This window comes from Aggregatibacter segnis, from assembly GCF_003130075.1.
Classification (GTDB): Bacteria; Pseudomonadota; Gammaproteobacteria; order Enterobacterales; family Pasteurellaceae; genus Aggregatibacter; species Aggregatibacter segnis_A.
Window position 1 is genome coordinate 193,267 of record NZ_NRCW01000003.1, and the last position, 25,416, is coordinate 218,682.

The 25,416-nt window shown below is 43.8% G+C and carries 27 protein-coding genes; 24 read left to right on the plus strand and 3 right to left on the minus strand.

The features are described from left to right. Positions 1 to 6: 6 nt before the first annotated feature. Positions 7 to 876: an archaetidylserine decarboxylase gene (gene asd, locus DK415_RS04850; protein WP_162540469.1), complete on the minus strand. Its 870-nt coding sequence runs from the start codon at positions 874 to 876 to the stop codon at positions 7 to 9. Between the two features lie 227 nt (positions 877 to 1,103). Between asd and bioA the strand changes: the two genes are divergently transcribed. The 13 genes from bioA to DK415_RS04915 all read left to right on the plus strand — a co-directional run bounded on the left by bioA (position 1,104) and on the right by DK415_RS04915 (position 12,170). Continuing rightward, the gene (gene bioA, locus DK415_RS04855; RefSeq protein ID WP_109432693.1) at positions 1,104 to 2,393 is read left to right on the plus strand and encodes an adenosylmethionine--8-amino-7-oxononanoate transaminase; all 1,290 of its coding nucleotides are present in this window, start codon (positions 1,104 to 1,106) and stop codon (positions 2,391 to 2,393) included. Beyond that, on the plus strand, positions 2,386 to 3,558 hold the full coding sequence (locus DK415_RS04860; protein ID WP_109432694.1) for an 8-amino-7-oxononanoate synthase: 1,173 nt from the start codon (positions 2,386 to 2,388) through the stop codon (positions 3,556 to 3,558). Before bioA ends, DK415_RS04860 begins: the two co-directional genes overlap by 8 nt. Next, on the plus strand, positions 3,543 to 4,196 hold the full coding sequence (locus DK415_RS04865; protein ID WP_109432695.1) for a DUF452 family protein: 654 nt from the start codon (positions 3,543 to 3,545) through the stop codon (positions 4,194 to 4,196). The genes DK415_RS04860 and DK415_RS04865 overlap by 16 nt, the downstream gene beginning before the upstream one ends. Then, positions 4,187 to 4,951 carry a malonyl-ACP O-methyltransferase BioC gene (bioC, locus tag DK415_RS04870; protein ID WP_109432696.1) on the plus strand — a complete coding sequence of 255 codons (765 nt, stop codon included), beginning with the start codon at positions 4,187 to 4,189 and terminating at the stop codon, positions 4,949 to 4,951. The genes DK415_RS04865 and bioC overlap by 10 nt, the downstream gene beginning before the upstream one ends. Next, a complete protein-coding gene (bioD, locus tag DK415_RS04875; RefSeq protein WP_109432697.1) occupies positions 4,951 to 5,592 on the plus strand; it encodes a dethiobiotin synthase in 642 nt (213 codons plus the stop codon). The genes bioC and bioD overlap by 1 nt, the downstream gene beginning before the upstream one ends. A 71-nt stretch (positions 5,593 to 5,663) precedes the next feature. Further along, the gene (yceD, locus tag DK415_RS04880; RefSeq protein WP_109432698.1) at positions 5,664 to 6,188 is read left to right on the plus strand and encodes a 23S rRNA accumulation protein YceD; all 525 of its coding nucleotides are present in this window, start codon (positions 5,664 to 5,666) and stop codon (positions 6,186 to 6,188) included. A gap of 16 nt (positions 6,189 to 6,204) precedes the next feature. Beyond that, a complete protein-coding gene (gene rpmF / locus DK415_RS04885) occupies positions 6,205 to 6,375 on the plus strand; it encodes a 50S ribosomal protein L32 (RefSeq protein ID WP_005544470.1) in 171 nt (56 codons plus the stop codon). Between the two features lie 27 nt (positions 6,376 to 6,402). Continuing rightward, a complete protein-coding gene (gene plsX, locus DK415_RS04890; RefSeq protein WP_109432699.1) occupies positions 6,403 to 7,437 on the plus strand; it encodes a phosphate acyltransferase PlsX in 1,035 nt (344 codons plus the stop codon). A 35-nt stretch (positions 7,438 to 7,472) separates the two neighbouring features. Next, positions 7,473 to 8,423 carry a beta-ketoacyl-ACP synthase III gene (locus DK415_RS04895; protein ID WP_109432700.1) on the plus strand — a complete coding sequence of 317 codons (951 nt, stop codon included), beginning with the start codon at positions 7,473 to 7,475 and terminating at the stop codon, positions 8,421 to 8,423. A gap of 106 nt (positions 8,424 to 8,529) precedes the next feature. Then, complete coding sequence (gene fabD / locus DK415_RS04900; protein WP_109432701.1) at positions 8,530 to 9,468, plus strand: ACP S-malonyltransferase; 939 nt, start codon at positions 8,530 to 8,532, stop codon at positions 9,466 to 9,468. A gap of 21 nt (positions 9,469 to 9,489) precedes the next feature. Continuing rightward, positions 9,490 to 10,218 (plus strand): 3-oxoacyl-ACP reductase FabG, encoded by a 729-nt coding sequence (fabG, locus tag DK415_RS04905; protein ID WP_109432702.1) that lies wholly within the window; start codon positions 9,490 to 9,492, stop codon positions 10,216 to 10,218. Positions 10,219 to 10,487: 269 nt separating this feature from the next. Continuing rightward, positions 10,488 to 10,718 (plus strand): acyl carrier protein, encoded by a 231-nt coding sequence (gene acpP, locus DK415_RS04910; RefSeq protein WP_005627318.1) that lies wholly within the window; start codon positions 10,488 to 10,490, stop codon positions 10,716 to 10,718. A gap of 225 nt (positions 10,719 to 10,943) precedes the next feature. Continuing rightward, on the plus strand, positions 10,944 to 12,170 hold the full coding sequence (locus DK415_RS04915; RefSeq protein WP_109432703.1) for an MFS transporter: 1,227 nt from the start codon (positions 10,944 to 10,946) through the stop codon (positions 12,168 to 12,170). A 130-nt stretch (positions 12,171 to 12,300) separates the two neighbouring features. Here DK415_RS04915 and rho read toward each other — a convergent pair whose 3' ends face one another. Beyond that, positions 12,301 to 13,563: a transcription termination factor Rho gene (gene rho, locus DK415_RS04920; RefSeq protein WP_109432704.1), complete on the minus strand. Its 1,263-nt coding sequence runs from the start codon at positions 13,561 to 13,563 to the stop codon at positions 12,301 to 12,303. A gap of 298 nt (positions 13,564 to 13,861) precedes the next feature. Here rho and rhlB point away from each other — a divergent pair, with 298 nt between their 5' ends. The 10 genes from rhlB to lipA all read left to right on the plus strand — a co-directional run bounded on the left by rhlB (position 13,862) and on the right by lipA (position 23,281). Then, the gene (rhlB, locus tag DK415_RS04925) at positions 13,862 to 15,118 is read left to right on the plus strand and encodes an ATP-dependent RNA helicase RhlB (protein ID WP_109432705.1); all 1,257 of its coding nucleotides are present in this window, start codon (positions 13,862 to 13,864) and stop codon (positions 15,116 to 15,118) included. Positions 15,119 to 15,184: 66 nt separating this feature from the next. Then, the gene (rsfS, locus tag DK415_RS04930) at positions 15,185 to 15,493 is read left to right on the plus strand and encodes a ribosome silencing factor (protein WP_006717000.1); all 309 of its coding nucleotides are present in this window, start codon (positions 15,185 to 15,187) and stop codon (positions 15,491 to 15,493) included. Positions 15,494 to 15,542: 49 nt separating this feature from the next. After that, positions 15,543 to 16,010: a 23S rRNA (pseudouridine(1915)-N(3))-methyltransferase RlmH gene (gene rlmH, locus DK415_RS04935; RefSeq protein ID WP_006717001.1), complete on the plus strand. Its 468-nt coding sequence runs from the start codon at positions 15,543 to 15,545 to the stop codon at positions 16,008 to 16,010. Beyond that, positions 16,011 to 17,948, plus strand: coding sequence for a penicillin-binding protein 2 (mrdA, locus tag DK415_RS04940; protein WP_109432706.1), 1,938 nt, complete (start codon positions 16,011 to 16,013; stop codon positions 17,946 to 17,948). It begins immediately after the preceding gene. After that, on the plus strand, positions 17,935 to 19,056 hold the full coding sequence (gene rodA, locus DK415_RS04945; protein WP_109432707.1) for a rod shape-determining protein RodA: 1,122 nt from the start codon (positions 17,935 to 17,937) through the stop codon (positions 19,054 to 19,056). The genes mrdA and rodA overlap by 14 nt, the downstream gene beginning before the upstream one ends. A 47-nt stretch (positions 19,057 to 19,103) precedes the next feature. Then, positions 19,104 to 19,988 (plus strand): septal ring lytic transglycosylase RlpA family protein, encoded by an 885-nt coding sequence (locus tag DK415_RS04950; RefSeq protein ID WP_109432708.1) that lies wholly within the window; start codon positions 19,104 to 19,106, stop codon positions 19,986 to 19,988. A gap of 30 nt (positions 19,989 to 20,018) precedes the next feature. Beyond that, positions 20,019 to 21,206, plus strand: a complete 1,188-nt coding sequence (locus tag DK415_RS04955; RefSeq protein ID WP_109432709.1) for a serine hydrolase — start codon at positions 20,019 to 20,021, stop codon at positions 21,204 to 21,206. A gap of 71 nt (positions 21,207 to 21,277) precedes the next feature. Beyond that, positions 21,278 to 21,580 (plus strand): DUF493 family protein YbeD, encoded by a 303-nt coding sequence (ybeD, locus tag DK415_RS04960; RefSeq protein WP_006717010.1) that lies wholly within the window; start codon positions 21,278 to 21,280, stop codon positions 21,578 to 21,580. A gap of 45 nt (positions 21,581 to 21,625) precedes the next feature. Next, positions 21,626 to 22,264, plus strand: a complete 639-nt coding sequence (gene lipB, locus DK415_RS04965; protein WP_109432710.1) for a lipoyl(octanoyl) transferase LipB — start codon at positions 21,626 to 21,628, stop codon at positions 22,262 to 22,264. A gap of 54 nt (positions 22,265 to 22,318) precedes the next feature. Next, on the plus strand, positions 22,319 to 23,281 hold the full coding sequence (gene lipA, locus DK415_RS04970) for a lipoyl synthase (protein ID WP_109432711.1): 963 nt from the start codon (positions 22,319 to 22,321) through the stop codon (positions 23,279 to 23,281). A gap of 136 nt (positions 23,282 to 23,417) precedes the next feature. Here lipA and cysS read toward each other — a convergent pair whose 3' ends face one another. Then, complete coding sequence (gene cysS, locus DK415_RS04975; RefSeq protein ID WP_109432712.1) at positions 23,418 to 24,797, minus strand: cysteine--tRNA ligase; 1,380 nt, start codon at positions 24,795 to 24,797, stop codon at positions 23,418 to 23,420. Positions 24,798 to 24,896: 99 nt separating this feature from the next. Here cysS and DK415_RS04980 point away from each other — a divergent pair, with 99 nt between their 5' ends. Then, on the plus strand, positions 24,897 to 25,409 hold the full coding sequence (locus DK415_RS04980; protein ID WP_109103932.1) for a peptidylprolyl isomerase: 513 nt from the start codon (positions 24,897 to 24,899) through the stop codon (positions 25,407 to 25,409). The last annotated feature ends 7 nt before the right edge of the window (positions 25,410 to 25,416 follow it).

The following is a 25,416-nucleotide window of genomic DNA, read 5'->3' on the forward strand; positions in this document are numbered from 1 at the left end:
ATAAAACTATTTCATCGTGGCTAAGATTTCACCCATTCTTACCGGAACGTCCACCTCTAAATGTTCTGCTAAGGTCACGGAATTCGCCGGGAATAAGTTAATGACGGTTGAACCTAATTGGAATGCGCCCATTTCTTGACCTTTGGTTAATTTGATGGCGTTGTCCCCTTGATATGTCCAGACTTTGACTTCACCGGTGCGCGGTGGATTAATGACGCCTGCCCAAACCGTACTCATACTGGCAGTAATGGTCGCCCCCACAAGGATTTGTACCATTGGGCCGAATGCTGTATCAAAAACACAAATAACGCGTTCATTGCGAGCGAATAAATTTGGCACGTGTTGCGCTAAGAACGGATTGACCGAGAATAAATCGCCCGGCACATAAATCATTTTGCGCAAGGTTGCATCGCACGGGATGTGGACGCGGTGATAATCACGCGGAGATAAATAAATCGTGGCAAATTCGCCGTTTTTAAAGGTGTTAACTAATTCTTCATCGCCTGCCAACAAATCCGACAGGCTGAAGAAATGGCCTTTGGCTTGCAATAAACGTTCATCGTCAATATGCCCGATTTGGCTCACACGACCGTCAGCAGGTAAGCAAAGTGCGGTCGGATTTTCATTGATTTTTCGCGCGTCGTCTTTTAACTCACGAATAAAAAATTGGTTGAAGCTTTCATAATCGCTAAAGTTCTCTTTTTTTGCTTCGCTCATGTCCACGTTGTATTTCTTCGCGAAAACTTTGATCACGAAATGTGTTACCGCACCCCATTTTTGTTGGGCAAACCAACCGGCTAATTGGGTTAAATACAGTTGCGGCATAATGTATTGAAAAGCAACTTTCGCACGTTGCCAATAAGTGAATTTATTCATAATGGTTATTTTTTCTACAGTGTCAAAAAGAAGTCGGTGATTATAACAACTTATTCGGCTTGTGCAATGTATCGGGAGATTCGCCACTTTATTCCGCGGTGAAAATCATCAAAATTGTGGCAAATGCCTCAAAAAACACAAAAAATCGGGCGGGGAAGTGCAAAGCTTTAGAATTGCCTTATTTTCTAAGGTAAAATTACGACCTCTTAATTTTTGAAGCTAACCCTATGAACCAACAACAGTTATTGCAATTTGATCGTGAACATATTTGGCATCCTTATGCCGCCCTTCCACCGACCACACCGATTTATGCCGTTGAGCGTGCCGACGGTGTGATGATTACGCTTAAAGACGGTCGTCAGCTAATTGACGGCATGTCCTCTTGGTGGGCAGCGTTGCACGGCTATAATCATCCGCGCTTGAATGCGGCCGCAACAAAACAGTTAGAACACATGAGCCACATTATGTTTGGCGGCTTAACGCACGAACCTGCTGTCAAATTGGCGCAAAAATTATTGCCTTTATTGCCGCAGGGGTTGGAGCAAATTTTCTTTGCCGATAGTGGATCTATCGCCGTAGAAGTGGCGATGAAAATGGCGATTCAATATCAACACGCCAAAGGCGAAACGCAACGACATAAATTTGCCACCATTCGTTCCGGCTATCACGGTGACACTTGGCATGCCATGTCGGTATGCGACCCGGTGACCGGCATGCACGGGCTGTTTGCGAAAAGTTTGCCGGTGCAATATTTTCTCCCGCAGCCACAAACGCCTTTTGGGCAGCCTTGGAACGAAGACGATATTAAACCCTTAGCAGATTTATTAGAAAAAAAAGGCGCAGAACTGACCGCACTTATTTTGGAACCGGTGGTGCAAGGGGCAGGGGGAATGTATTTCTATTCGCCGATGTATTTGGCACGCGCCAAGCAGCTGTGCGAACAATACGGCGTATTGCTGATTTTTGATGAAATTGCCACCGGTTTTGGGCGCACGGGAAAATTGTTTGCCGCGGAATATGCCGGCATTTCGCCGGATATTATGTGTGTCGGCAAAGCACTTACAGGCGGTTATTTAACCCTGTCCGCCACTATTACCACACGCGCTATTGCACAAACCATTTGTCAGGGTGAAGCGCATTGTTTTATGCACGGCCCGACCTTTATGGCGAATCCGTTGGCTTGTGCCATTGCCGCCGAATCCATTGATGTGTTGTTGGAAAGTGATTGGCTGGGTAATGTCCAACGGATCGAAGCCCAACTGAAAGCTGAGTTACGAATCGCGGCAAGTTTTAAATCCGTCAAAGAAGTGCGCGTACTCGGTGCTATCGGCGTGTTGGAAATGCATGAGCCGGTAGATTTGGCGAGTTTGCAGGCGCGTCTGGTGGCGCACGGTGTTTGGGTGCGCCCTTTCGGCAAGCTTGTCTATATCATGCCACCGTTTATTATCAGTTCAGCCCAATTATCCGCATTAACCGCTGGTATGCTGGCGGCAATTAAAGAGGAATACCATGAGTAAGTCAGATTATTTTGCCGCGCAGTTGGAAAAACTCCGTCAAAAAGAACAATATCGTCGTTTTCCGCAAATTGTGCATAAGGGCAAGTTTGTGGAGCAAAACGGACGGTCAATGTTGAATCTGGCTTCCAATGATTATCTGGGGCTGGCTAATGACGATGCATTGCAGCAAGCGTTTCTTGAAAAACTCGCTGAAAAACGACCGCACTTTACCTCGTCCTCCTCCCGTTTATTAACAGGGAATTTTCCTGAATACGAAAGCCTTGAGCAACGTATGACGGAGGCATTTCAGCGTGAAGCCTGTTTGTTGTTTAACAGCGGCTATCATGCCAACATCGGCATTTTACCGGCGGTAGCCAATAAACAAACGTTGATCGTAGCGGATAAACTGGTGCATGCTAGTATTATTGACGGCATTCGTTTGAGCGATGCGCCGTTTGTACGTTATCGCCACAATGATTACGCCCATTTGCACGAGATTTTGCAAAAACAGTATCTCAACTACGAACGCATTATTGTGGTGACGGAAAGTCTGTTTAGCATGGACGGCGATTTTGCCGATTTGCCTCAATTAGTTGAATTTAAAAGGCAATTTGGGAATGTTATGTTGTATGTGGATGAAGCGCACGGCATTGGGGTTTACGGCGAACAGGGGTTAGGCGTTGCTGAGCAGATGAATTGCCTTCCGTACATTGATTTCTTGGTCGGTACATTCGGTAAAGCATTGGCGTCGATGGGGGCTTATGTGGTTTGCGATCAAGTGATCAAAGATTATTTAATTAACACCATGCGCCCGTTGATTTTTAGCACCGCGTTACCCCCGTTTAATGTGGCATGGACAGAATTTCTCTTTGAAAAACGACCACACTTTCAGGCGAAACGGCAACATCTTATGCAATTAAGTGCGCGCTTACGGCAAGTCGTGGCTGAACAGTTAAATATGCCCATGCCAAGCGAAAGCCATATCGTGCCGTTTATTCTTGGTGACAACCAACGCACCGTGCAAACGGCGCAACGTCTGCAACAGCAAGGATATTATTGCTTGCCGATTCGCCCGCCGACAGTGCCTGTCGGCACCTCGCGCATTCGTTTGTCTCTCACCGCCGACATCACGCATGATGAACTTGAGCAATTTATAGAACAGTTATTTTTATGCAATATCAATTAATTAGCCAAAATCCACCAAGCCGGAATTTAATCGTTTATTTTGCCGGTTGGGGCACACCGCCTTCTGCCGTGCAACATTTAGCTATTCCACCGGCGTATGATCTATTGCTGTGTTATGACTATCGGGATTTTTCGTTGGAGTTTGATTTTTCTCGTTATGAAAATGTGCGTTTGGTGGCGTGGTCGATGGGCGTTTGGGTAGCTGAACATGTAATGGGACAAATCCCCTTACTTTCTGCAACAGCGATGAATGGCACAGGCGTGCCTATGGATGATGACTACGGCATTCCATGCGCTATTTTTCAAGGCACGTTGGATACGTTAGATGAAGTTAACCAAGGCAAATTTGAGCGTCGTATGTGCGGTGACAAACAGTTGTTGCAGCAATATCAATCTTTGGAAAGACGGCGCTCAATTGAAGAAATACACGCAGAATTGACCGAACTTTATGATGCGTTATCGGCAGAACATCAACATACGGGGTTACCTTGGACGAAAGCGATTATTGGTACACAAGATCGTATTTTCCCTACAAAAAATCAGCGAAATTATTGGCATGAACGCTGTGAGGTGAGTGAAATGGTTGGAGGGCATTACCTGTTCCCATTGCTACAAACTTGGGAACAGCTATGGCAATAACGCAACAACGGGTGATGCAATGTTTCAGCGCCGCCTTACCAACCTATGAACAAAATGCCATTGCTCAAAAGCAAATTACCGAGGATTTGCTGCAGTTGCTATTAGAAAAGGGCGGCAATCAATTTCAGCGTGTGTTAGAGATTGGTTGTGGCACAGGCAATTTTACCCGCTTACTCATGCAACATATCAACGCAACACATTGGGATTGCAATGATTTATGCGATGTTGCCAACCACTTGGCACGTAATTTGCCACAGAAAAATTATCGTTTTTATCAAGGGTGTGGTGAGCGTCTCGATTTTGCCCATCAATATGATTTGATTGCTTCTGCCTCGACCATTCAATGGTTTGCTGATCCGCTGGCGTTTCTTCAACGTTGTTCAAATTATTTAACGCCTCATGGCATGATTTTATTCGGCACCTTTGCCCCGACCAATTTACACGAAGTCAGGGCTTTAACGGGTGTCGGTTTGGATTGCCCCGATCTAGAGCAATGGCTGGAAACATTAACGATAGCTTTTTCTGTGTTGCATTTGGAGCAAAAAGAAATTCAGTTGAAATTTGATTCGCCGTTATCGGTGCTTAAACATTTGAAAGAGACCGGTGTGACGGCCACCAATAATCAAATTTGGCACTACAAGAAAGTTGCCCAATTTTGTGAGCAATATCGACAACAGTATGCCGACGAGCAAGGCTATGTCTCGTTAACTTATGTGCCGATTTTAATGTTGGCGCAGAAAAAAGAGGAAAGATGATGGGAAAGGTATTATTCGTTTCGGGAATTGATACGGACATCGGTAAATCTATCGCGACAGGGTATTACGCTAAGTATTTAATGCAGCAAGGATATTCGGTGATTACACAGAAAATGGTGCAAACGGGCTGTCAGGAAATATCAGAAGATATTGTCGTGCACCGAAAAATCCAAGGCATTGCGTTAACTGAGGAAGATCGCCGGGGAGTGACGTGTCCTTATTTGTTTGATTATCCCTGCTCGCCTCACATGGCCGCGCGTTTGCAACAGACGTGTATTGATGAAAAAATCATTGAAAAATCCACCGCACTTTTGGCGCAAAACTATGATTATGTTTTGCTGGAGGGCGCGGGCGGCTTGATGGCGCCTTATTCCGAGGAGAAAACCACGTTGGATTACCTTGCGGCGCATGGGTATCCGTTAATTCTGGTGACTTCCGGCAGACTGGGGAGTATTAATCACACCTTGCTCAGCCTTGAGGCGTGCGCTCAGCGAAAAATTAGCGTAGAGGCATTGATTTATAATCTGTATCCGCCGGCTGACGAATTGATTACTCAAGATACACAACAATATCTGCGCAGTTACTTAGCCAAACGCTTTCCGGAGACAAAATTTATGTTGATGGAGAAAATCGATTTTTAGCGCTGATTTTCACGCTTGGAACGATAATTTCCTTTGACTATTTTTTTTTCAAAGGGTAATATGCGCTCCCTATGCAAAAGGTAAAACTACCCCTAACTGTTGATCCGGTAAAGGACGCACAACGAAGATTGGATTATCAGGGTTATTACTCCGCTAATCAATTAAGTCGTCTTGCCGAATCGGTCAGTAAAGTGCTCAGCGATGCACAGGTTACATTATCGTTCTTTGTTGATCCGCAAAAATTGGTTGTCATGAAAGGTCATGCCAATGTTGATGTTGAATTAAATTGTCAGCGTTGTGGCGAACCTTTCGTTCAAACCGTTGATTGTGCGTTTTGTTACAGTCCGGTGGCTAATTTGGATCAAATTGATGTATTGCCGGAAATCTATGAGCCAGTTGAATTCAATGAATTCGGTGAAATAGATTTACTTGGAACAATTGAAGATGAACTCATTTTGAGTTTGCCGATTGTGCCAATGCATTCATCTGAACACTGTGAAGTGTCCGTGGCTGAACAGGTTTTTGGCGAATTGCCGGAAGAATTGGCAAAAAAACCGAACCCGTTCGCTGTATTAGCTAATTTAAAGCAAAAATAATTTAGGAGTATAGCCAATGGCTGTTCAACAAAATAAAAAATCCCGTTCACGTCGTGATATGCGTCGTTCTCACGATGCGTTAACAACTGCTGCAGTATCCGTTGATAAAGCAAGTGGTGAAACTCATTTGCGTCACCACGTAACCGCTGACGGTTACTATCGTGGTCGTAAAGTGATTAACAAGTAATTATCTCAATTACATAAAGGTAATCACTTGAGTCGTCTAACCCTTGCGTTAGATGCGATGGGCGGGGACATTGGTCCCCGTATTACTATCCCAGCATCCATTTTAGCCTTGGAGCGAGATCCAACGCTTTCTCTCTTATTGTTTGGCGATCGCCAACAAATTCTTCCGCTTTTATCTTCTGCTCCCAACAGTATTCGTCAACGTTGTGGCATTGTTCATTGTGCTCGTGTGATTGATAGTCGTCAGGGGATTTCCTACGCCTTGCGTCATAGCAAAGAGACTTCTATGCGTTTGGCAATTGAAGCAGTACAAAAAGGGGATGCGCAGGCCTGTGTAAGTGCCGGTGATACAGCAGCTTTGATGGGCTTATCGAAAATCTTGTTGCAACCTTTAGAAGGTATCCATCGTCCGGCACTGATTTCTACGATCCCAACAGTGACAGGTGAGCGTTCGATTATGTTGGATCTTGGGGCGAATGTTGAGTGTGATGCAGAAAACTTGTATCAATTTGCCTTGATGGGTGCCATTTTTGCAGAAAATACCCTCAATTTAGTTTATCCACGTATTGCGCTATTGAATATTGGTATTGAGGCGGTGAAAGGATATAAATCCATACGGGATGCGGCAGATTTACTGAAAAAAGACACCGCACTTAATTACATTGGATTCCTTGAAGGCAATTTTTTACTCAATGGCAAGGCGGATGTGATTGTGACAGATGGCTTTGCCGGCAATGTTGCGCTGAAAACCTTGGAAGGCGCGGCAAAGAACGTGATTTCTCTACTGAAAAGTGATAAGAAAAAGAGTATATTAAGTCACGTTTTTGGGTATTTAATTAAATATCTTTTCAAAGATAAATACCAACGATTAAAGCAAATCAACCCTGATCAATATAATGGCGCATCGCTTATCGGTTTGACTTCCGTTGTGGTGAAAAGTCACGGAAGTGCAAATATAGAGGCCTTTGCTTATGCGATTGCCGATGCCGCATTACAAGCCCGACGTCAAATTCCACAAAAAATTTTGGCGGGCTTAAATAAAAATGAAATATTAATGAAGTAGTGAGTTCCCTCGCTATTATTTTTAACGAGATGACTATGTTTAGCAAAATTTTATCGACAGGTAGCTATTTACCCCAACATATTCGTACCAATGCCGATTTAGAAAAAATGGTAGATACTTCAGATGAGTGGATTGTTACCCGTTCCGGTATTCGTGAACGTCGCATTGCAGCAGCGGATGAAACCGTCTCTACCATGGGATTTGAAGCAGCCCAAAAAGCCATTGAAGTGGCAAACATCAATCCACAGGAAATTGATCTTATTTTAGTGGCAACAACCAGCAACTCTCATGCTTATCCAAGTGCAGCTTGCCAAATTCAAGGGATGTTGGAGATTGACGATGCCATTGCGTTTGATTTAGCGGCGGCTTGTACCGGTTTTGTGTATGCGTTAGGTGTCGCTGATCAATTTATTCGTACCGGTAAAGTGAAAAAAGCGCTCGTGATCGGTTCTGATTTAAATTCCCGTAAGTTAGATGAAACAGATCGTAGCACTGTTGTGTTGTTTGGTGATGGGGCAGGCGCGGTTATTTTGGAAGCATCGGAACAAGAAGGGATTATTTCTACCCATTTACACGCCTCAGCAGATAAAAATGCCGCATTGTTACTTCCTCAGCCTGAACGTGGCGTGGCAAAATCCGGCTATATCGAAATGCAAGGCAATGAAACCTTCAAATTGGCTGTGCGTGAACTTTCTAATGTGGTGGAAGAAACCCTTGCCGCCAATAATTTAGATAAAAAAGACATTGATTGGTTGGTGCCTCACCAAGCTAATTTACGTATTATTTCTGCGACCGCGAAAAAATTAGATATGGATATGTCGCAAGTGGTGGTCACGTTAGATCGTTACGCGAATAACAGTGCGGCAACTGTGCCGGTCGCATTGGATGAAGCGGTGCGTGATGGACGTATTCAGCGTGGGCAGTTGCTCCTTCTTGAAGCCTTTGGCGGTGGTTGGACTTGGGGTTCGGCTTTAGTGAGATTTTAGATAATCTGTTATCATTCAGAAAAAAGTGCGGTTATTTTTGACCGCACTTTTTGACTGTAACGCATATCAGAATAAATTGATTTATTTTTTAATATAGGTAAGACACATGAAAAAATTTGCAATGGTTTTCCCAGGACAAGGTTCACAAACGTTGGGAATGTTAGCGGAATTAGCTGGCGACTACCCAATTGTACAAGAAACTTTTAAACAAGCTTCAGAAGTATTGGGATATGATTTGTGGCAATTAGTGCAGGAAGGCCCGGCGGAAGAATTAAACAAAACATGGCAAACGCAGCCAGCGCTATTAACCGCATCTGTGGCTGTTTATCGTGTATGGCAACAAAAATACCCGGCATTAAAACCGGAGGTGATGGCAGGCCATAGTTTGGGCGAATATTCTGCGTTGGTGTGTGCCGGTGTGTTAGATTTCCAAGATGCGGTTAAATTAGTGGAATTGCGCGGTAAGCTTATGCAACAAGCCGTACCGGAAGGTACGGGGGCGATGTACGCGATTATCGGTTTAGACAATGACGCGATTATTAACGCCTGTAAACAAGCAGAACAAGGCGAAGTGGTTTCCGCCGTGAACTTCAATTCACCAGGACAAGTCGTGATTGCCGGAGCGAAAGCCGCAGTAGAGCGCGCGGCTGCGTTATGTAAAGAAGCCGGGGCTAAACGTGCATTACCGCTAGCGGTGAGCGTGCCTTCACATTGTGCTTTAATGAAACCGGCTGCTGATCAATTGTCTGTTTCCTTGGAAAGTATTACGTTGAAAGAGGCTGGTGTTTCTGTTCTAAATAACGTAGATGTAAAAAATGAAATGGAAGCCGATGCGATTCGTAATGCCTTAGTTCGCCAACTTTATAGCCCGGTACGTTGGGCAGAAACCGTAGAGAAAATGGCACAAAACGGCGTCGAAGTGTTAGTGGAAGTGGGGCCAGGTAAAGTGTTAAACGGGTTAACGAAACGCATCGTGGATTCCTTACAAGCGGTTTCTGTAAATGATGTGAAATCCCTCGATTCCATCGAAGAAGTATTAGCATAGTAGTGAAAAGGAGAGAAAGTTATGCAAGGTAAAATTGCATTAGTGACAGGTGCAACGCGTGGTATTGGCCGTGCAGTAGCCGAAGAATTAGTATCAAAAGGCGCTTTTGTCATCGGTACAGCAACGTCTGAGAAAGGCGCTGAAAGTATTTCTGCCTATTTAGGTGAGAAAGGCAAAGGATTAGTATTAAATGTTGCCGATCAAGCTTCCATTGATGCGGTATTGGAACAGATCAAACAAGAATTTGGCGACATTGATATTTTGGTGAATAATGCCGGTATTACCCGTGATAATTTGTTAATGCGCATGAAAGATGAAGAATGGTTCGATATTTTACAAACTAACTTGAGTTCTGTTTATCATCTTTCTAAAGCGATGCTTCGCACCATGATGAAAAAACGTTTCGGGCGTATCATCAACATTGGTTCTGTCGTGGGCTCCATGGGCAATGCCGGTCAGACAAATTATTGTGCGGCAAAAGCAGGTCTCATTGGTTTCAGTAAAGCCTTGGCAAAAGAAGTGGCTTCCCGTGGCATTACGGTAAACGTTGTGGCGCCAGGCTTTATTGCTACCGACATGACGGAAGTATTAAGCGAAGAATTAAAAAATAACCTATTAACCCAAATCCCGGCAGGCCGTTTAGGTGAGCCGAAAGATATCGCTAAAGCCGTGGCATTTTTGGCCTCTGAGGATGCGTCTTATATTAACGGTACAACGTTGCATGTTAATGGCGGCATGTACATGAGCTAACCGCTATTTAGCAAAAGGTTACCTGCAAGCAAGAGGATAAAAGCAATAGCCAAACGTGTGGCTTAGTGTTAAAATCCCCTCGCAATGTAACTTGGTTAGGTCATTCAAGGGTTCGTGGAAGACGTAACTATTTTTTCACTGTATGGTTTTGTGAAAATTCAATGTTTTTGAGGTTTGACCTCTCACCGGAAATATTGCAAATTTTTTACAAATACATACACTACTTAACTTATCGCAATGAGCGTAAACTTAAACATAGGAAGAAACAAATGAGCATTGAAGAACGCGTAAAAAAAATCATCGTTGAACAATTAGGCGTGAAAGAAGAAGATGTAAAATCTGAAGCGTCTTTCGTTGAAGATTTAGGTGCGGATTCTTTAGATACTGTTGAATTAGTTATGGCTTTAGAAGAAGAATTCGATATCGAAATTCCAGATGAAGAAGCTGAAAAAATCACAACAGTTCAATCAGCAATTGATTACGTTCAAAACAATCAATAATTGATTTTCTAAGTTTAGGCGGTTTTTATAACCGCCTAAATTTTATCTCGCGTTACCTTATCCCCCTCATAAAAAACTCCGTAAAAACTCACCGCACTTTATTGAAATTTTTCTTGAAATCAGTAAACTAGCGCACAATTTTTTGGCCTTGTTTTCTGCAAGCTAAAAAATCACATCTTTATAAACTTTAAATGTTACCTGTGAGTAACAGAAGGACAATTCAACATGACTACAAAAGTAAATAGCTATGGCTGGAAGGCCTTGCTAGGCTCTGCCGTCAGCTATGCGATGGACGGTTTCGATCTTCTTATTCTCGGTTTTATGTTAAGTGCCATCTCTGCCGATTTGGGGTTAACCCCGGCGCAAGGTGGTTCTTTAGTGACTTGGACATTGGTTGGTGCTGTTTTTGGTGGCATCGTTTTCGGTGCATTAAGTGATAAATATGGCCGTGTGCGCGTGTTAACCTGGACGATCATTCTTTTTGCAGTATTTACCGGTTTATGCGCATTGGCGCAAGGTTATTGGGATTTACTGATTTATCGCACCATTGCCGGTATCGGTTTAGGTGGCGAGTTCGGGATCGGCATGGCATTAGCGGCGGAAGCTTGGCCGGCACGTCACCGTGCGAAAGCTGCCTCTTATGTGGCACTTGGCTGGCAGGTCGGTGTGTTAGGCGCAGCATTGTTAACCCCATTATTATTGCCACAAATCGGTTGGCGTGGCATGTTTGTGGTGGGCATTTTCCCGGCATTTGTGGCGTGGTATTTACGCGCCCGTTTGCATGAGCCTGAAATTTTTGTGCAAAAACAAACTGAGCTTCCAAAATCGACGAACCGTTGGGCGTCTAAATTAGAGTCATTCAAATTATTAGTGAAAGATAAGGCCACCGCGAAAGTCAGTTTGGGCGTGGTCATCCTTACTTCCGTACAAAACTTCGGTTATTACGGCATTATGATTTGGATGCCGAATTTCCTTTCCAAACAACTGGGTTTTAGCTTGACGAAATCCGGGGTATGGACGGCGGTGACTGTTTGCGGCATGATGGCGGGCATTTGGATTTTCGGGCGTTTGGCCGATCATATTGGGCGTAAACCGAGTTTCTTACTGTTCCAAGCAGGGGCAGTGGTCAGCATCATTGCGTATTCACAATTAACGGATCCGAATACCATGTTAATTGCTGGGGCATTCTTAGGGATGTTTGTGAACGGCATGATGGGCGGTTACGGTGCCTTAATGGCAGAAGCTTATCCAACTCAAGCACGCGCTACTGCGCAAAACGTATTGTTTAACTTAGGTCGCGCTGTAGGCGGCTTTGGCCCGGTAGCCGTGGGTGCCGTGGTTTCCGCGTATTCTTTCCAAACTGCTATTGCCTTTTTAGCGGTGATTTATGTCATCGATATGTTAGCAACAGTGTGTTTAGTGCCGGAATTAAAAGGCAAAGAATTGCATTAATGTGATGAAAGTGCGGTTGAAAAATGACGTGTTTTTTCACCGCACTTTTTTAGATTCATAAAATGGGGATAAACAAAAAGCCGCTTTGATGATGTCAAAAGCGGCTTTTTCGTTGAAAGTGTGGTGAGAATTATGAGCGTTTCATAATCTCAAAGAACTCTTCGTTGGTTTTCGCCACGGCGAGTTTATCGATAAGGAATTCCATCGCTTCCACTTCACCCATCGGATTAAGGATTTTGCGTAGGATCCACATTTTTTGCAGCTCGTCAGGGGTGGTCAGCAAGTCTTCTTTACGGGTACCTGAACGATTAAAGTCGATAGCCGGGAACACACGTTTTTCCGCAATTTTACGGGAAAGATGTAATTCCATGTTACCTGTACCTTTAAATTCTTCGAAGATGACTTCGTCCATTTTAGAGCCGGTATCCACTAATGCCGTAGCGATAATGGTTAAGCTACCGCCCTCTTCCACGTTACGCGCTGCACCGAAGAAACGTTTTGGACGGTGTAATGCGTTGGCATCCACACCACCAGATAAAATCTTACCGGATGCTGGTGTCACGGTATTGTAAGCACGTGCTAAACGGGTGATGGAGTCGAGCAAAATCACCACATCTTTTTTGTGTTCCACAGAACGCTTGGCTTTTTCAATCACCATTTCGGCCACTTGAACGTGACGGGTTGCCGGTTCATCGAAGGTAGAGGCAATCACTTCGCCTTTTACGGAGCGTTGCATTTCAGTTACCTCTTCCGGGCGCTCATCGATCAATAACACAATAAGCTCCACATCAGGGTAGTTGTGGGTAATGCTTTGTGCAATATTTTGCAACAACATAGTTTTACCCGCTTTCGGTGGCGCCACGATCAAACCACGTTGGCCTTTTCCGATAGGAGAGGCTAAATCTAAAATTCGGGCGGTTAAATCTTCGGTAGAGCCGTTGCCGCGTTCCATTCTTAAACGGGAGTTTGCATGTAATGGGGTTAAGTTTTCGAAAAGGATTTTGCTGCGGGAAACTTCCGGTTTATCGTCATTGACTTGGTCAACTTTAAGGAGGGCAAAGTAGCGTTCGCCTTCTTTTGGCGGTCGAATTTTTCCTTCGATTTTATCCCCGGTTTGTAAATTGAAACGACGAATTTGGCTTGGCGAAACGTAGATGTCATCAGGGCCGGCTAAATAGGAACTGTCGCCTGAACGTAAGAAACCAAAACCGTCCGGCAAAATTTCCAAGACGCCGCCGCCAAAAATATCTTCTCCGCCTTTCGCGTGTTGTTTCAAAATGGCAAAAACGATGTCTTGTTTGCGTAAACGGGCTAAATTTTCCAAACCCATTTGGTCTTCGCCGAGTTTCACGAGATCGGAAACAGGCATATTTTTAAGTTCTGTAAGATGCATAATTAATTTGAAAGTTATTTAGATTAGATGAATTAGAAATAAATGAATGGGGTATTTGAAATTGGCGCGTAAATTAGCATTAAATTCAAGTACTGTCTAGTTTTTAGCTGAGTTTTTCTTGTTTTGCTTGATTGGCTTCAAATCGTATATAAAAAGTGCGGTCGTTTTTGACAGTGTTTTTAGCGCGGACTTTAATTTTTCTTGTTTTATTTACTGCAATTCGCACTGATGAATTTTTGGTGGATTTGCTTGGTTCGTGCTATTCTTAGCGGCAATTTTTTATAATGAATTTGAGACTATGCAACAGAATTATTTGAGTTCGGCACGTTTTGCCGATTTTCCGCTACATCCTTTGGTGTTACAGGCGTTGAACGATAAAGGATTTGAATTTTGTACGCCGATTCAGGCGCTTTCATTGCCGGTGACTTTACGAGGAAAAGATGTCGCAGGGCAAGCCCAAACCGGCACAGGAAAAACAATCGCATTTTTGACCGCACTTTTTCATCATTTATTAACTCACCCAACCGAGACAGATAAGAATCAACCGCGTGCGTTGATTTTAGCGCCGACTCGTGAATTGGCGGTGCAAATTGAACATGATGCGCAGATTTTCTTAAAAACAACGAAATTTAAGACCGCACTTGCTTATGGTGGGGATGGCTATGATAAGCAATTAAAAGCCATTGAAAACGGTGTGGATGTGCTTATTGGCACAACCGGACGCGTCATTGATTATGTGAAGCAGGGTATTATCCGCTTGGATCAGATTCAAACTGTGGTGTTAGATGAAGCAGATCGGATGTTTGATTTGGGTTTTATTCGCGATATTCGTTATTTACTGCGCAAATGTCCTCCAGTGCAACAACGTCTGATAATGCTATTTTCCGCCACGCTGTCTTACAAAGTGCGCGAACTTGCCTTTGAAGATATGAATGACCCGGAATACGTGGAAATTGAGCCGGAACAAAAAACCGGGCAACAAATTAAAGAAGAATTATTTTACCCGTCTAACCAAGATAAAATTCCGCTATTGCTCACCTTGTTAGAAGAAGAATGGCCGGAGCGTTGCATTATTTTTGCTAACACGAAACATCAATGTGAGGCGATTTGGGGCTATTTAGCCGCGGATGGACACCGTGTTGGTTTGTTAACCGGCGATGTGGCGCAGAAAAAACGTCTTTCTTTGTTGAAACAATTTACCGATGGCGATTTGGACATTTTAGTGGCTACTGATGTGGCGGCGCGTGGCTTGCACATTGCAGAGGTGACACATGTGTTTAACTATGATTTACCAGATGATCGAGAGGATTATGTGCACCGTATCGGACGGACCGGACGGGCGGGCGAAAGCGGGATTTCCATTAGCTTTGCTTGTGAACAATACGCCATGAATTTACCGGCGATTGAAGAATATATCGGGCACAGTATTCCGGTGAGTCAATATGATCCGAATGCGTTGTTGCAGGATATTCCGAAGCCTTATCGCTTGAAACGGGAAGGCAATTTTAGCGCGCCGAACAATCAACGTCGTAAACCGTTTCGCGCGAAACGCTAGTCAAAAGATTGGCGGGTATTTTATTCAGTGTTAAAATTCGCGCCTTTTGTCAATTGAGGAAAAATAATGTTATTAGTCGATTTCGTGGTGAATAAGTTAGATGATTTAAAAGCCACTGATATTCTGCCTTTAAACGTGAAAGGAAAATCTTCTATCACCGATACCATGATTCTTTGCACCGGTACTTCTTCTCGTCACGTGTCTTCCTTGGCGCAGAAATTAATCACCGAATGTAAGCTCGCCGGCATTGACGTGTTTGGCGATGAAGGCAAAGAAACGGCCGATTGGGTGGTTGTCGATTTGGGCGAGGCTATCGTGCATATCATGCAGGCAGAAAGCCGCGAAATGTATCAATTAGAAAAACTTTGGGCATAGGGCACATAAAGTGCGGTCGTTTTTCACGACGTTTTTTTGAGGAGCGTGGATGAAAATTCAGTTAATTGCCGTTGGAACCAAAATGCCGGCGTGGGTGACCACGGGATTCGAGGAATACCAACGTCGCTTTCCCAAAGATATGCCTTTTGAATTGATTGAAATACCTGCCGGTAAACGGGGTAAAAATGCCGATATCAAACGGATTTTAGAACAGGAAGGTAAAGCCATGTTGGCGGCGGCCGGAAAGGGCAAAATCGTGACATTGGATATTCCCGGTAAACCGTGGACGACCGAACAATTAGCGCAACAGCTGGAAGGTTGGAAAAATGACGGACGTGATGTCTGTTTACTTATCGGCGGACCGGAAGGGCTTTCACCTGAATGTAAGATGGCCGCTGAACAAAGTTGGTCGCTATCGCCTTTAACCTTGCCACATCCGTTAGTACGCGTGGTGGTAGCAGAAAGCTTGTATCGTGCCTGGTCATTAACCACCAATCATCCTTATCATCGAGAATAAATGAACTTAAAAAAATTACTGTCTCAGCCACAATACGATCCGATTCGTGATAAAAAAGCCGAGCGCAATTTATTTGCTCGTCGCGCTTTGGTGTCATTTATCGGCGTTTTGGCTTTGTCGGCAATTTTAGTGTTGAATCTCTATGGTTTACAGGTGGTCAATTACGACAGCTATCAAACCCGCTCTAACGGAAACCGCATTAAATTGTTGCCGCTGCCGCCTACACGCGGGCTGATTTACGATCGTAACGGTCACTTATTGGCAGAAAATTTGACCTTCTTTGGGTTATATATTGTGCCGGAAAAAGTGGAAAATTTAGACCGCACTTTTGAGGAATTGAAAGTATTGGTTGGTTTAACGGATACGGATATTGAGAATTTCAAAAAAGAGCGTCAACGTTCTTCGCGCTATACGCCAATTTTGTTGAAACCAAATCTAACAGAAGAACAAATCGCCCGTTTTTCGGTGAATCAATATAATTTCCCAAGTTTGGATGTGAAGCCTTATTTTAAACGACATTATCTCTATGGCGAGCCGTTGACCCATATTTTGGGCTATGTGTCGAAGATTAATGATCGTGATGTAGAGCGTTTAAAGAAAGAGGAAAAGTTGGCTAACTATGCCGGCACCCATGATTTAGGCAAGTTAGGCATTGAACGCTATTATGAGGAAGCCTTGCACGGCACGACCGGTTTTGAAGAAGTAGAAGTAAATAGCCGTGGCAAAGTGATTCGTAAATTACGCGAACAGCCGGCAGTGGCAGGAAAAAGTATTCATTTAACCATTGATTTGAATTTGCAACTTTATGTTACCGATCTATTGGCAGGCCAAAAAGGTGCCGTCGTGGTGATGGATCCGAGAGATAGCAGCATTTTAGCCATGGTATCCGTACCGAGTTATGACAATAATTTGTTTGTGGACGGTATTTCAGGGGAGGCTTATAGCCGCTTGTTAAACGATCCGAATCGTCCCTTATACAGTCGTGTGACGCAAGGGGCTTACCCGCCGGCATCGACGGTAAAACCGTTCATTGCGGTATCGGCCTTGCAGGAAAATGTGATTACACCCGAAATGACCATTTCTGATCCCGGTTATTGGGTTTTGCCGAATACCACGAAACGTTTTCGCGATTGGCGTAAAGGCGGGCATGGCATGACGGATTTAAATAAAGCCATTACCGAATCTTCCGATACCTATTTTTATCAAACCGCCTATAACATGGGGATTGATCGCTTGTACGATTGGATGAAGCGCTTTGGGTTTGGTGTGCCGACCGGTATTGATATTCAGGAAGAAACTGCTGCGAATATGCCGACCCGAGAGTGGAAACAAAAACGCTACAAAAAACCGTGGGTACAAGGCGATACGATTTCTGTGGGAATCGGGCAAGGCTACTGGACGGCAACCCCTTTACAATTAGCAAAAGCGACGAGCGTGTTAGTGAATAACGGTAAAGTTAATACACCGCATTTAATGAAAAGTATTGAGGGTGCGGTAGTCGAGCCTTATAAAGATCCGTTGCTATATGAAGATATTACCGAACCAAAACAATACTATTGGGATGTGGCCAAGCGCGGTATGTATAACGTTGTGAATTCTGCAGCAGGAACCGGGCGTAAAGCATTTGCCGGAACGCCTTATCGCGTTGCCGGTAAATCGGGAACGGCGCAAGTGTTTAGTTTAAAAGAGAATCAGAGCTACAATGCCGGAGCGTTAAAAAAAGAATTGCATGACCATGCTTGGTTTACTGCTTTTGCGCCTTATGATAAGCCACAAATCGTGGTGGCAATGATTTTGGAAAATGCGGGCGGGGGTTCTAGTAATGCGGCGCCGGTTGTTAGAAAAATTATGGACTATTATTTTAAGCAAAGTAACGGACAGACAACGGAAGACATGCTGACACCAACAATGTCGGGAGCGCCAAATGAAAATGAATGATCGTAATATTTGGTTGGAATTATGGCGTCGTTTGCATATTGATTTGTGGTTGTTTATCGGACTCGTCGTGATTACCGGCTATGGTATGTTGGTGTTGTATAGTGCGTCCGGCGCAAATGAGGCGATGTTTCATAACCGCATTGTACAGGTTGGGCTTGGTTTTGCTGTTATGTTGCTGATGGCACAATTTCCGCCTAAATTTTATCAGCGAATTGCACCCTATTTATTTATGCTCGGCATTGTTATGCTTGTTTTAGTGGATCTTATCGGGACGACCAGTAAAGGGGCGCAACGTTGGCTGGATTTGGGCGTTGTGCGCTTTCAGCCCTCTGAAATCGTCAAACTGGCCGTGCCGTTGATGGTGGCGGTGTATTTAGGGAATCGACCTCAACCGATCAAGATAAAGGAAACCATGATTGCGTTGGTGATTATTCTTGTTCCTACGCTGTTAGTGGCAATTCAGCCGGACTTAGGCACATCAATTTTGGTTAGCGGCTCAGGCCTATTTGTGGTATTTTTAGCCGGCATGAGTTGGTGGTTGATTTTAGCGGCAGTTCTCGCATTGGCAGCATTTTTGCCGATTATGTGGTTTTATTTAATGCACGATTATCAACGTACCCGAGTCTTAACTTTGTTTGATCCGGAAAAGGACTTATTGGGTGCAGGGTATCATATTTGGCAATCTAAGATTGCTATCGGTTCCGGCGGCATGTGGGGAAAAGGCTGGATGCAAGGCACGCAATCCCAATTGGAATTTTTACCTGAACCCCATACGGATTTTATCTTCGCCGTATTAAGCGAAGAATATGGCATGATCGGTTTCTTGATTTTATTAGCCATTTATTTGTTTATTATAGCCCGCGGTTTAATGATTGGCGTCAGCGCACCGACCGCATTTGGGCGTATTTTAGTTGGGGCATTAACGTTAATTTTCTTCGTTTATGTCTTTGTTAATATTGGAATGGTGAGTGGTATTTTGCCTGTGGTGGGCGTGCCTTTGCCATTGGTGAGTTATGGCGGCACATCTTATGTAGCAATTATGGCGGGCTTTGGCTTGATCATGTCGATTCATACTCACAAAGAACACTTTCTGAAGGGAACTAATTAAGTTTTCAGTTTTCTTAATTGTCATCTCTACAGAGAGGGAGAAATTTAATGAACTTAAAGCAAACTGTAAAATATGTTTTTATTTTGTTTTCATTTTTGACCGCACTTTCCGTGCAAGCAGAAACGAAAAAGCTTTATGGCGTGGAAGGGCCAAAGTTAACGTATCGTCCTCTTTCTAACGCAACACAAACCTACCAAGTGAAAGAGGAGGTTTACACAACAAGAACGCATCAGGATGCAAAGGATTATAGTAAAGAAGGTATTGCCAGTTATTACCATAATAAATTTAATGGACGCAAAACCTCTAATGGTGATACTTATAATTCCTCGTTATACACCGCAGCGCACAAAACCTTGCCGTTGAATTCTTATGCCGTTGTGACCAATATGTATAATCAGCGCAAAGTCATTGTTCGTATTAATGACCGTGGCCCGTTTGCTAAAGATCGTATTATTGACTTATCTCACGCTGCTGCAAAAGAAATCGGCATTGTGAATTACGGCATGGGCTTGGTAAAAGTAGAAGCTTTGCATGTGGATGCTAACGGTGAATTATCTGGGGCAGGCGTTTCCACGTTAGCGAAAAGTAGCAAGACGGAGGAAGGCTTACAACGCCTGAAGGATAATTCGGAGGCTGCTACTTTTACGTCGGCTTCTTTAAAAGCTAACACAAAATTTATTCACGGTTCAAACGTGGCGAATGTCGAGTGTTATGAAATTAAAATGGTGAATGTCGCCAGCCGTCAAAATGCCGAACAAATTATCAAAGAATTGGCATTGGAAAACGTGAAAGCAGAAATTGCCGCACATGGTAAAAAGTATAATATCCATTTGGGACCGTTTAATTCAAAAGCCGAAATTACAGAATTGAAAACACAATTAAGACGTTTAAATCATTCCGAACCGCTTGTTGTGTATTCTTATAATAAATAACCGTTACATGATGTTAGGATATTCAATCTTATGTTTAATAAAGTAGTAAAACACACAAAAATTGCATTCATTGCAGGTGCCTTAACTGCATCATTTGCTGCCGTGGCAGATGATGTTCAGTTTAATATTGCTGTACCGGAAATGAATGCGCAAACCTATATTTTAATGGACTATAACTCAGGCGCTGTATTGGCGGCGTTAAATCCGGATCAACGTCAATATCCAGCGTCCTTAACGAAAATGATGACTAGCTATGTGGTGGGACAGGCGCTAAAACAAGGCAAAATCCACAACACCGATATGGTTACAATCGGTGAAAGTGCTTGGGGGCAAACTTTCCCAGGTTCATCTAAAATGTTCCTAAACTTAAATCAACAGGTTTCCGTGGCGGATTTAAATCGCGGGATTATTGTTGTTTCCGGTAATGATGCCTGTGTTGCTATGGCAGAACATGTTTCCGGCACAGTAATGAATTTTGTGGATGCCATGAATAAATACGTAGAACAGTTTGGTTTAAAAAATACCCGATTTACTACCGTACATGGTTTAGATGAAGAAGGGCAATATTCTTCCGCCCGAGACATGGCAATTATTGGCGCGCATATCATTCGTGATTTGCCGGAAGAATATAAAATTTACGCAGAAAAAGAGTTTACCTTTAATAAAATTAAACAACCGAATCGCAATGGCTTGTTATGGGATAAAACCATTCATGTGGATGGCATGAAAACCGGTCACACAGACAAAGCTGGCTATAATCTTGTCGCCTCTGCCACCAATCCAAATAATATGCGTTTGATTTCTGTCGTGATGGGGGTGCCAACCTACAAAGGCCGCGAAGTGGAAAGCAAAAAATTATTACAATGGGGCTTTGCGAATTTTGAAACCTTTAAAACCTTTGAAGCGGGCAAAGCGATTTCCGAACAACGAGTTTATTACGGTGATGAAAGCAACATTCAGTTAGGCGTGTTACAGGATGCCTTTATTACCATTCCGAAAGGTAAAAGTAGTGAGTTAAAAGCCCGTTATGAATTAGAGAAAAAATACCTCGAAGCGCCTTTAGCAAAAGGTCAGGTCGTTGGCAAAGTGGTCTATCAACTTGATGGTAAAGACATTGCCAGCGTGAATTTGCAAGTTATGCAAGAAGTCAAAGAGGGCGGTATTTTCGGTAAAATCTGGGACTGGTTAGTACTCACGGTTAAAAGCCTCTTTAGTTAATCTTTAAAAAAATTTTGAAAACCGACCGCACTTTTTATGAAAGTGCGGTTAAATTTTTTAGGAAAAGACAAATGAACGATAAAAAAACGGTAAATTTAACCGATCTTGCACATGATAAAAAATTAAAAGATCTTCTTGAGTTTCCTTGTGATTTTACTTTTAAAGTGGTGGGAGCCGCTCGCCCGGATTTAGTGGATGATGTGGTTCAAACGGTTCATAAAACCATTAAAGGCGATTACACGCCAAGCACCAAAGAAAGTGGTAAAGGCACTTATCATTCGGTATCCATCAACGTACGAGCCGAAAATATTGAGCAAATCGAGAAACTCTACAAAGAGTTGGCAGAAATCAACGGCGTGAGAATGGTGTTGTAATCACCAAAGTGCGGTTATTTTTTATAGCGTTTTTAGGAAATCATCATGCAACCCGAATTAATTGTACGTCAGCTTGGCATTCGTGATTACGAGAGCGTTTGGCACGAGATGCAGTCGTTTACCGATAACCGTACGGAAGATACCACTGATGAAATTTGGTTGGTGCAACATCCGTCGGTATTTACCCAAGGTCAGGCGGGCAAACCGGAGCATTTATTGCAGCAAAGCGCTATTCCTGTGGTGCAATCGGATCGTGGTGGGCAGATTACCTATCACGGTTTAGGCCAGCAAATTATGTATGTGCTGATTGATGTGAAGCGCCATGAAAATTTAAATGTGCGCCAATTAGTCACCGCACTTGAGCAATCCGTGGTGAAAACGCTGGCGGATTATGGCATTGAAGGCTACCCGAAACCAGATGCGCCCGGTGTGTATATTGATGGCAAGAAAATTTGTTCCCTTGGCTTGCGCATTCGACACGGGCGTTCATTTCATGGTCTGGCGTTTAATATCAACATGGACTTAAGCCCTTTTCATCAAATTAACCCTTGTGGCTATGCTGGGTTAGAAATGTGCCAGCTGGCGGACTTTATTGCGGCTCAAGACGCGGATTGCAACAAGGTTTCACCACAATTAGTTAAGCATTTCGCTGAGCAGTTAGGGTATAATGTAACAACTTGTTAACATCAATAAACAGCATTTCATCTCATTATCTTCATAAAAAATTAAGGAATATCAATGGGAACACCTTTTAAAATGGAGCGCGGTGTTAAATATCGCGATGCCGCTAAAACCTCCATTATCCCAGTGAAAAATATCGATCCAGAGCAAGAGCTACTGAAAAAACCGGAATGGATGAAAATCAAAATTCCGGCAAACGGAGCCCGTATTCAAAGCATTAAATCCGGTATGCGTCGTCATGGCTTGCATTCTGTATGCGAAGAAGCCTCTTGCCCTAACTTACATGAATGTTTCAATCACGGCACGGCAACCTTTATGATTCTTGGGGCAATTTGTACCCGTCGTTGTCCGTTCTGTGATGTCGCGCACGGCAAACCATTACCACCGGATCCTGAAGAACCGCGTAAATTGGCAGAAACCATTCAGGACATGAAATTACGGTATGTAGTGATTACTTCCGTTGACCGTGATGACTTACCTGATCGTGGTGCCGGGCATTTTGCGGATTGCGTACGCGAAATTCGTGCGTTAAATCCAAACATTAAAATTGAAATTTTGGTCCCGGATTTCCGTGGACGCATTGAATTGGCGTTGGAAAAATTAAAAGCGAATCCGCCGGATGTGTTTAACCACAACCTAGAAAACGTGCCACGTTTGTACCGTGAAATCCGTCCAGGTGCTGATTACGAATGGTCTTTGCGCTTATTGAAAGAATTTAAAACGATGTTCCCGCATATTCCGACCAAATCCGGTTTAATGGTGGGATTAGGCGAAACAAACGAAGAAATTTTAGAGGTCATGCAGGATTTACGCGACCATGGTGTAACCATGTTGACTCTTGGACAATATTTGCAACCAAGTCGCCACCATTTACCGGTAGCGCGTTATGTACCGCCGGCAGAATTTGATATGTTCCGCGAAAAAGCCCAAGCCATGGGCTTTGAACATGCGGCTTGTGGTCCGTTCGTACGTTCTTCTTACCACGCTGATTTACAAGCAAGCGGTGGGGTGGTGAAATAATCTGAAAAGTGCGGTGGTTTTCACTGGTCTTTTTCAAGGTGAGAAACGTTGCTAGAAACAACCGCACTTTATAGCACTTAATAATAAAAAAGGAAAGTGAGCGATTCACTTTCCTTTTTGTTTTTAACTTATCTTATTATTGTTTACGCCAAGTGGTGCCATTCGGACCGTCTTCTAACACAATGCCCATTTGGGTTAAGGCGTTGCGTGCCGCATCAGCAGTCGGCCAGTCTTTGGCGGCGCGGGCTTCGTTGCGTTGTTTGATGAGACCTTCGATTTTGGCGACTTCGTCATCATCGGAACCGGCTTGTAGGAATTGTTCCGGATCGAGTTGGAGCAAACCGAGAATGCCGGCAAGTTCGCGTAAGCGTGCGGCAAGTCCATTGGCTTTGCCCATGTCTTCGGTTTTTAGTTTGTTCAATTCGCGCGCCATTTCAAATAGTACGGAAAGGGCGTTTGGCGTATTGAAGTCGTCGTCCATTGCCTCGCGGAACGTGTCCACAAAATTTTCACCGCCAAAAGCCACCGCACTTTTATCAGTGCCACGCAATGCGGTGTAGAGGCGTTCCAAGGCACCGTGGGCGAGATTGAGGTTCTCTTCGCTGTAATTTAATTGGCTACGGTAGTGGGCGCTGAGCAAGAAGTAGCGCACGCTTTCTGCATCGTAGTGGCTTAATACATCGCGAATCGTGAAGAAGTTGCCGAGGGATTTCGACATTTTCTCTTTATCCACCATGATCATGCCGGAATGCAGCCAGTAGTTCACATACTGGTTACCGTGGGCGCAACAAGATTGAGCGATTTCGTTTTCGTGGTGCGGGAACATCAGGTCGGAGCCGCCACCGTGAATGTCAAAATGTTCGCCAAGTTGTTTGCTGTTCATGGCGGAACATTCAATGTGCCAGCCCGGACGTCCTTTGCCCCAAGGGGAATCCCAACTAGGTTCGTTTGGTTTGGACATTTTCCACAACACGAAATCCATTGGGTTTTTCTTGATTTCATTGATTTCAATACGTGCGCCCGCTTGTAATTGTTCTAAATCTTGTCGGGACAATTTGCCATATTCTTTGAAACTTTCTACGTCAAACATCACATCGCCGTTGTCTGCCACATAAGCATGTCCGCGCTGAATCAGTTTTTCAACAAGGGCAATAATTTCAGGAATGTGATGGGTCGCACGCGGTTCAAAGTCCGGACGCAAAATGTTTAAAGCGTCAAAATCTTTATACATTTCTACGACCATGCGATCGACTAATTGATCGCAAGTTTCTTTGTTTTCCAACGCGCGTTTAATGATTTTGTCATCCACGTCAGTGATGTTGCGCACATAGGTTAAATCATAGCCTAAATAGCGTAAGTAACGCGCCACCACATCGAAACAGACAAAGGTACGACCGTGCCCGATATGGCAGAGATCGTAAACGGTCACGCCGCAAACATACATGCCGATTTTGCCGGCATGAATCGGTTTAAAAATTTCTTTTTCGCGAGTAAGAGTATTGAAAAGTTTTAACATATTGGGATCCAAATCTTTTTGAAAACGCACCGCACTTTATGGAGATTTGGGGCGGATTATGGAATAATGACGCTCTTTAATTCGTATAGGAAAAGCACAATGATTACACTACACACTAATTTCGGCGACATTAAAATTGCCTTAAATCATGAGAAAGCACCGGTAACGGCAGAAAACTTCTTAACTTATTGTAAAAACGGGTTTTATGATAACACAATTTTCCACCGCGTGATTGACGGTTTTATGATTCAAGGCGGTGGCATGGAAAGCGGTATGCGCGAGAAAGCGACTAACGCGCCGATTAAAAACGAAGCCAACAATCGTTTAAGCAACAAGCGTGGCACCATTGCCATGGCGCGTACTTCCGATCCGCATTCTGCTACAGCGCAATTCTTCATTAACGTGGCGGATAACACTTTCTTGGATTACCGTTCAAAAGAAATGTTTGGCAAAGAAGTCGTGCAAGAGTGGGGTTATGCGGTATTCGGAGAAGTGGTTGAAGGCATGGATGTGGTGGACAAAATCAAAGGTGTGAAAACTGGCAACAAAGGTTTCCACCAAGACGTCCCGAACGAAGATGTGGTGATTACCTCTGTTACCGTTGACGAATAAGACTATG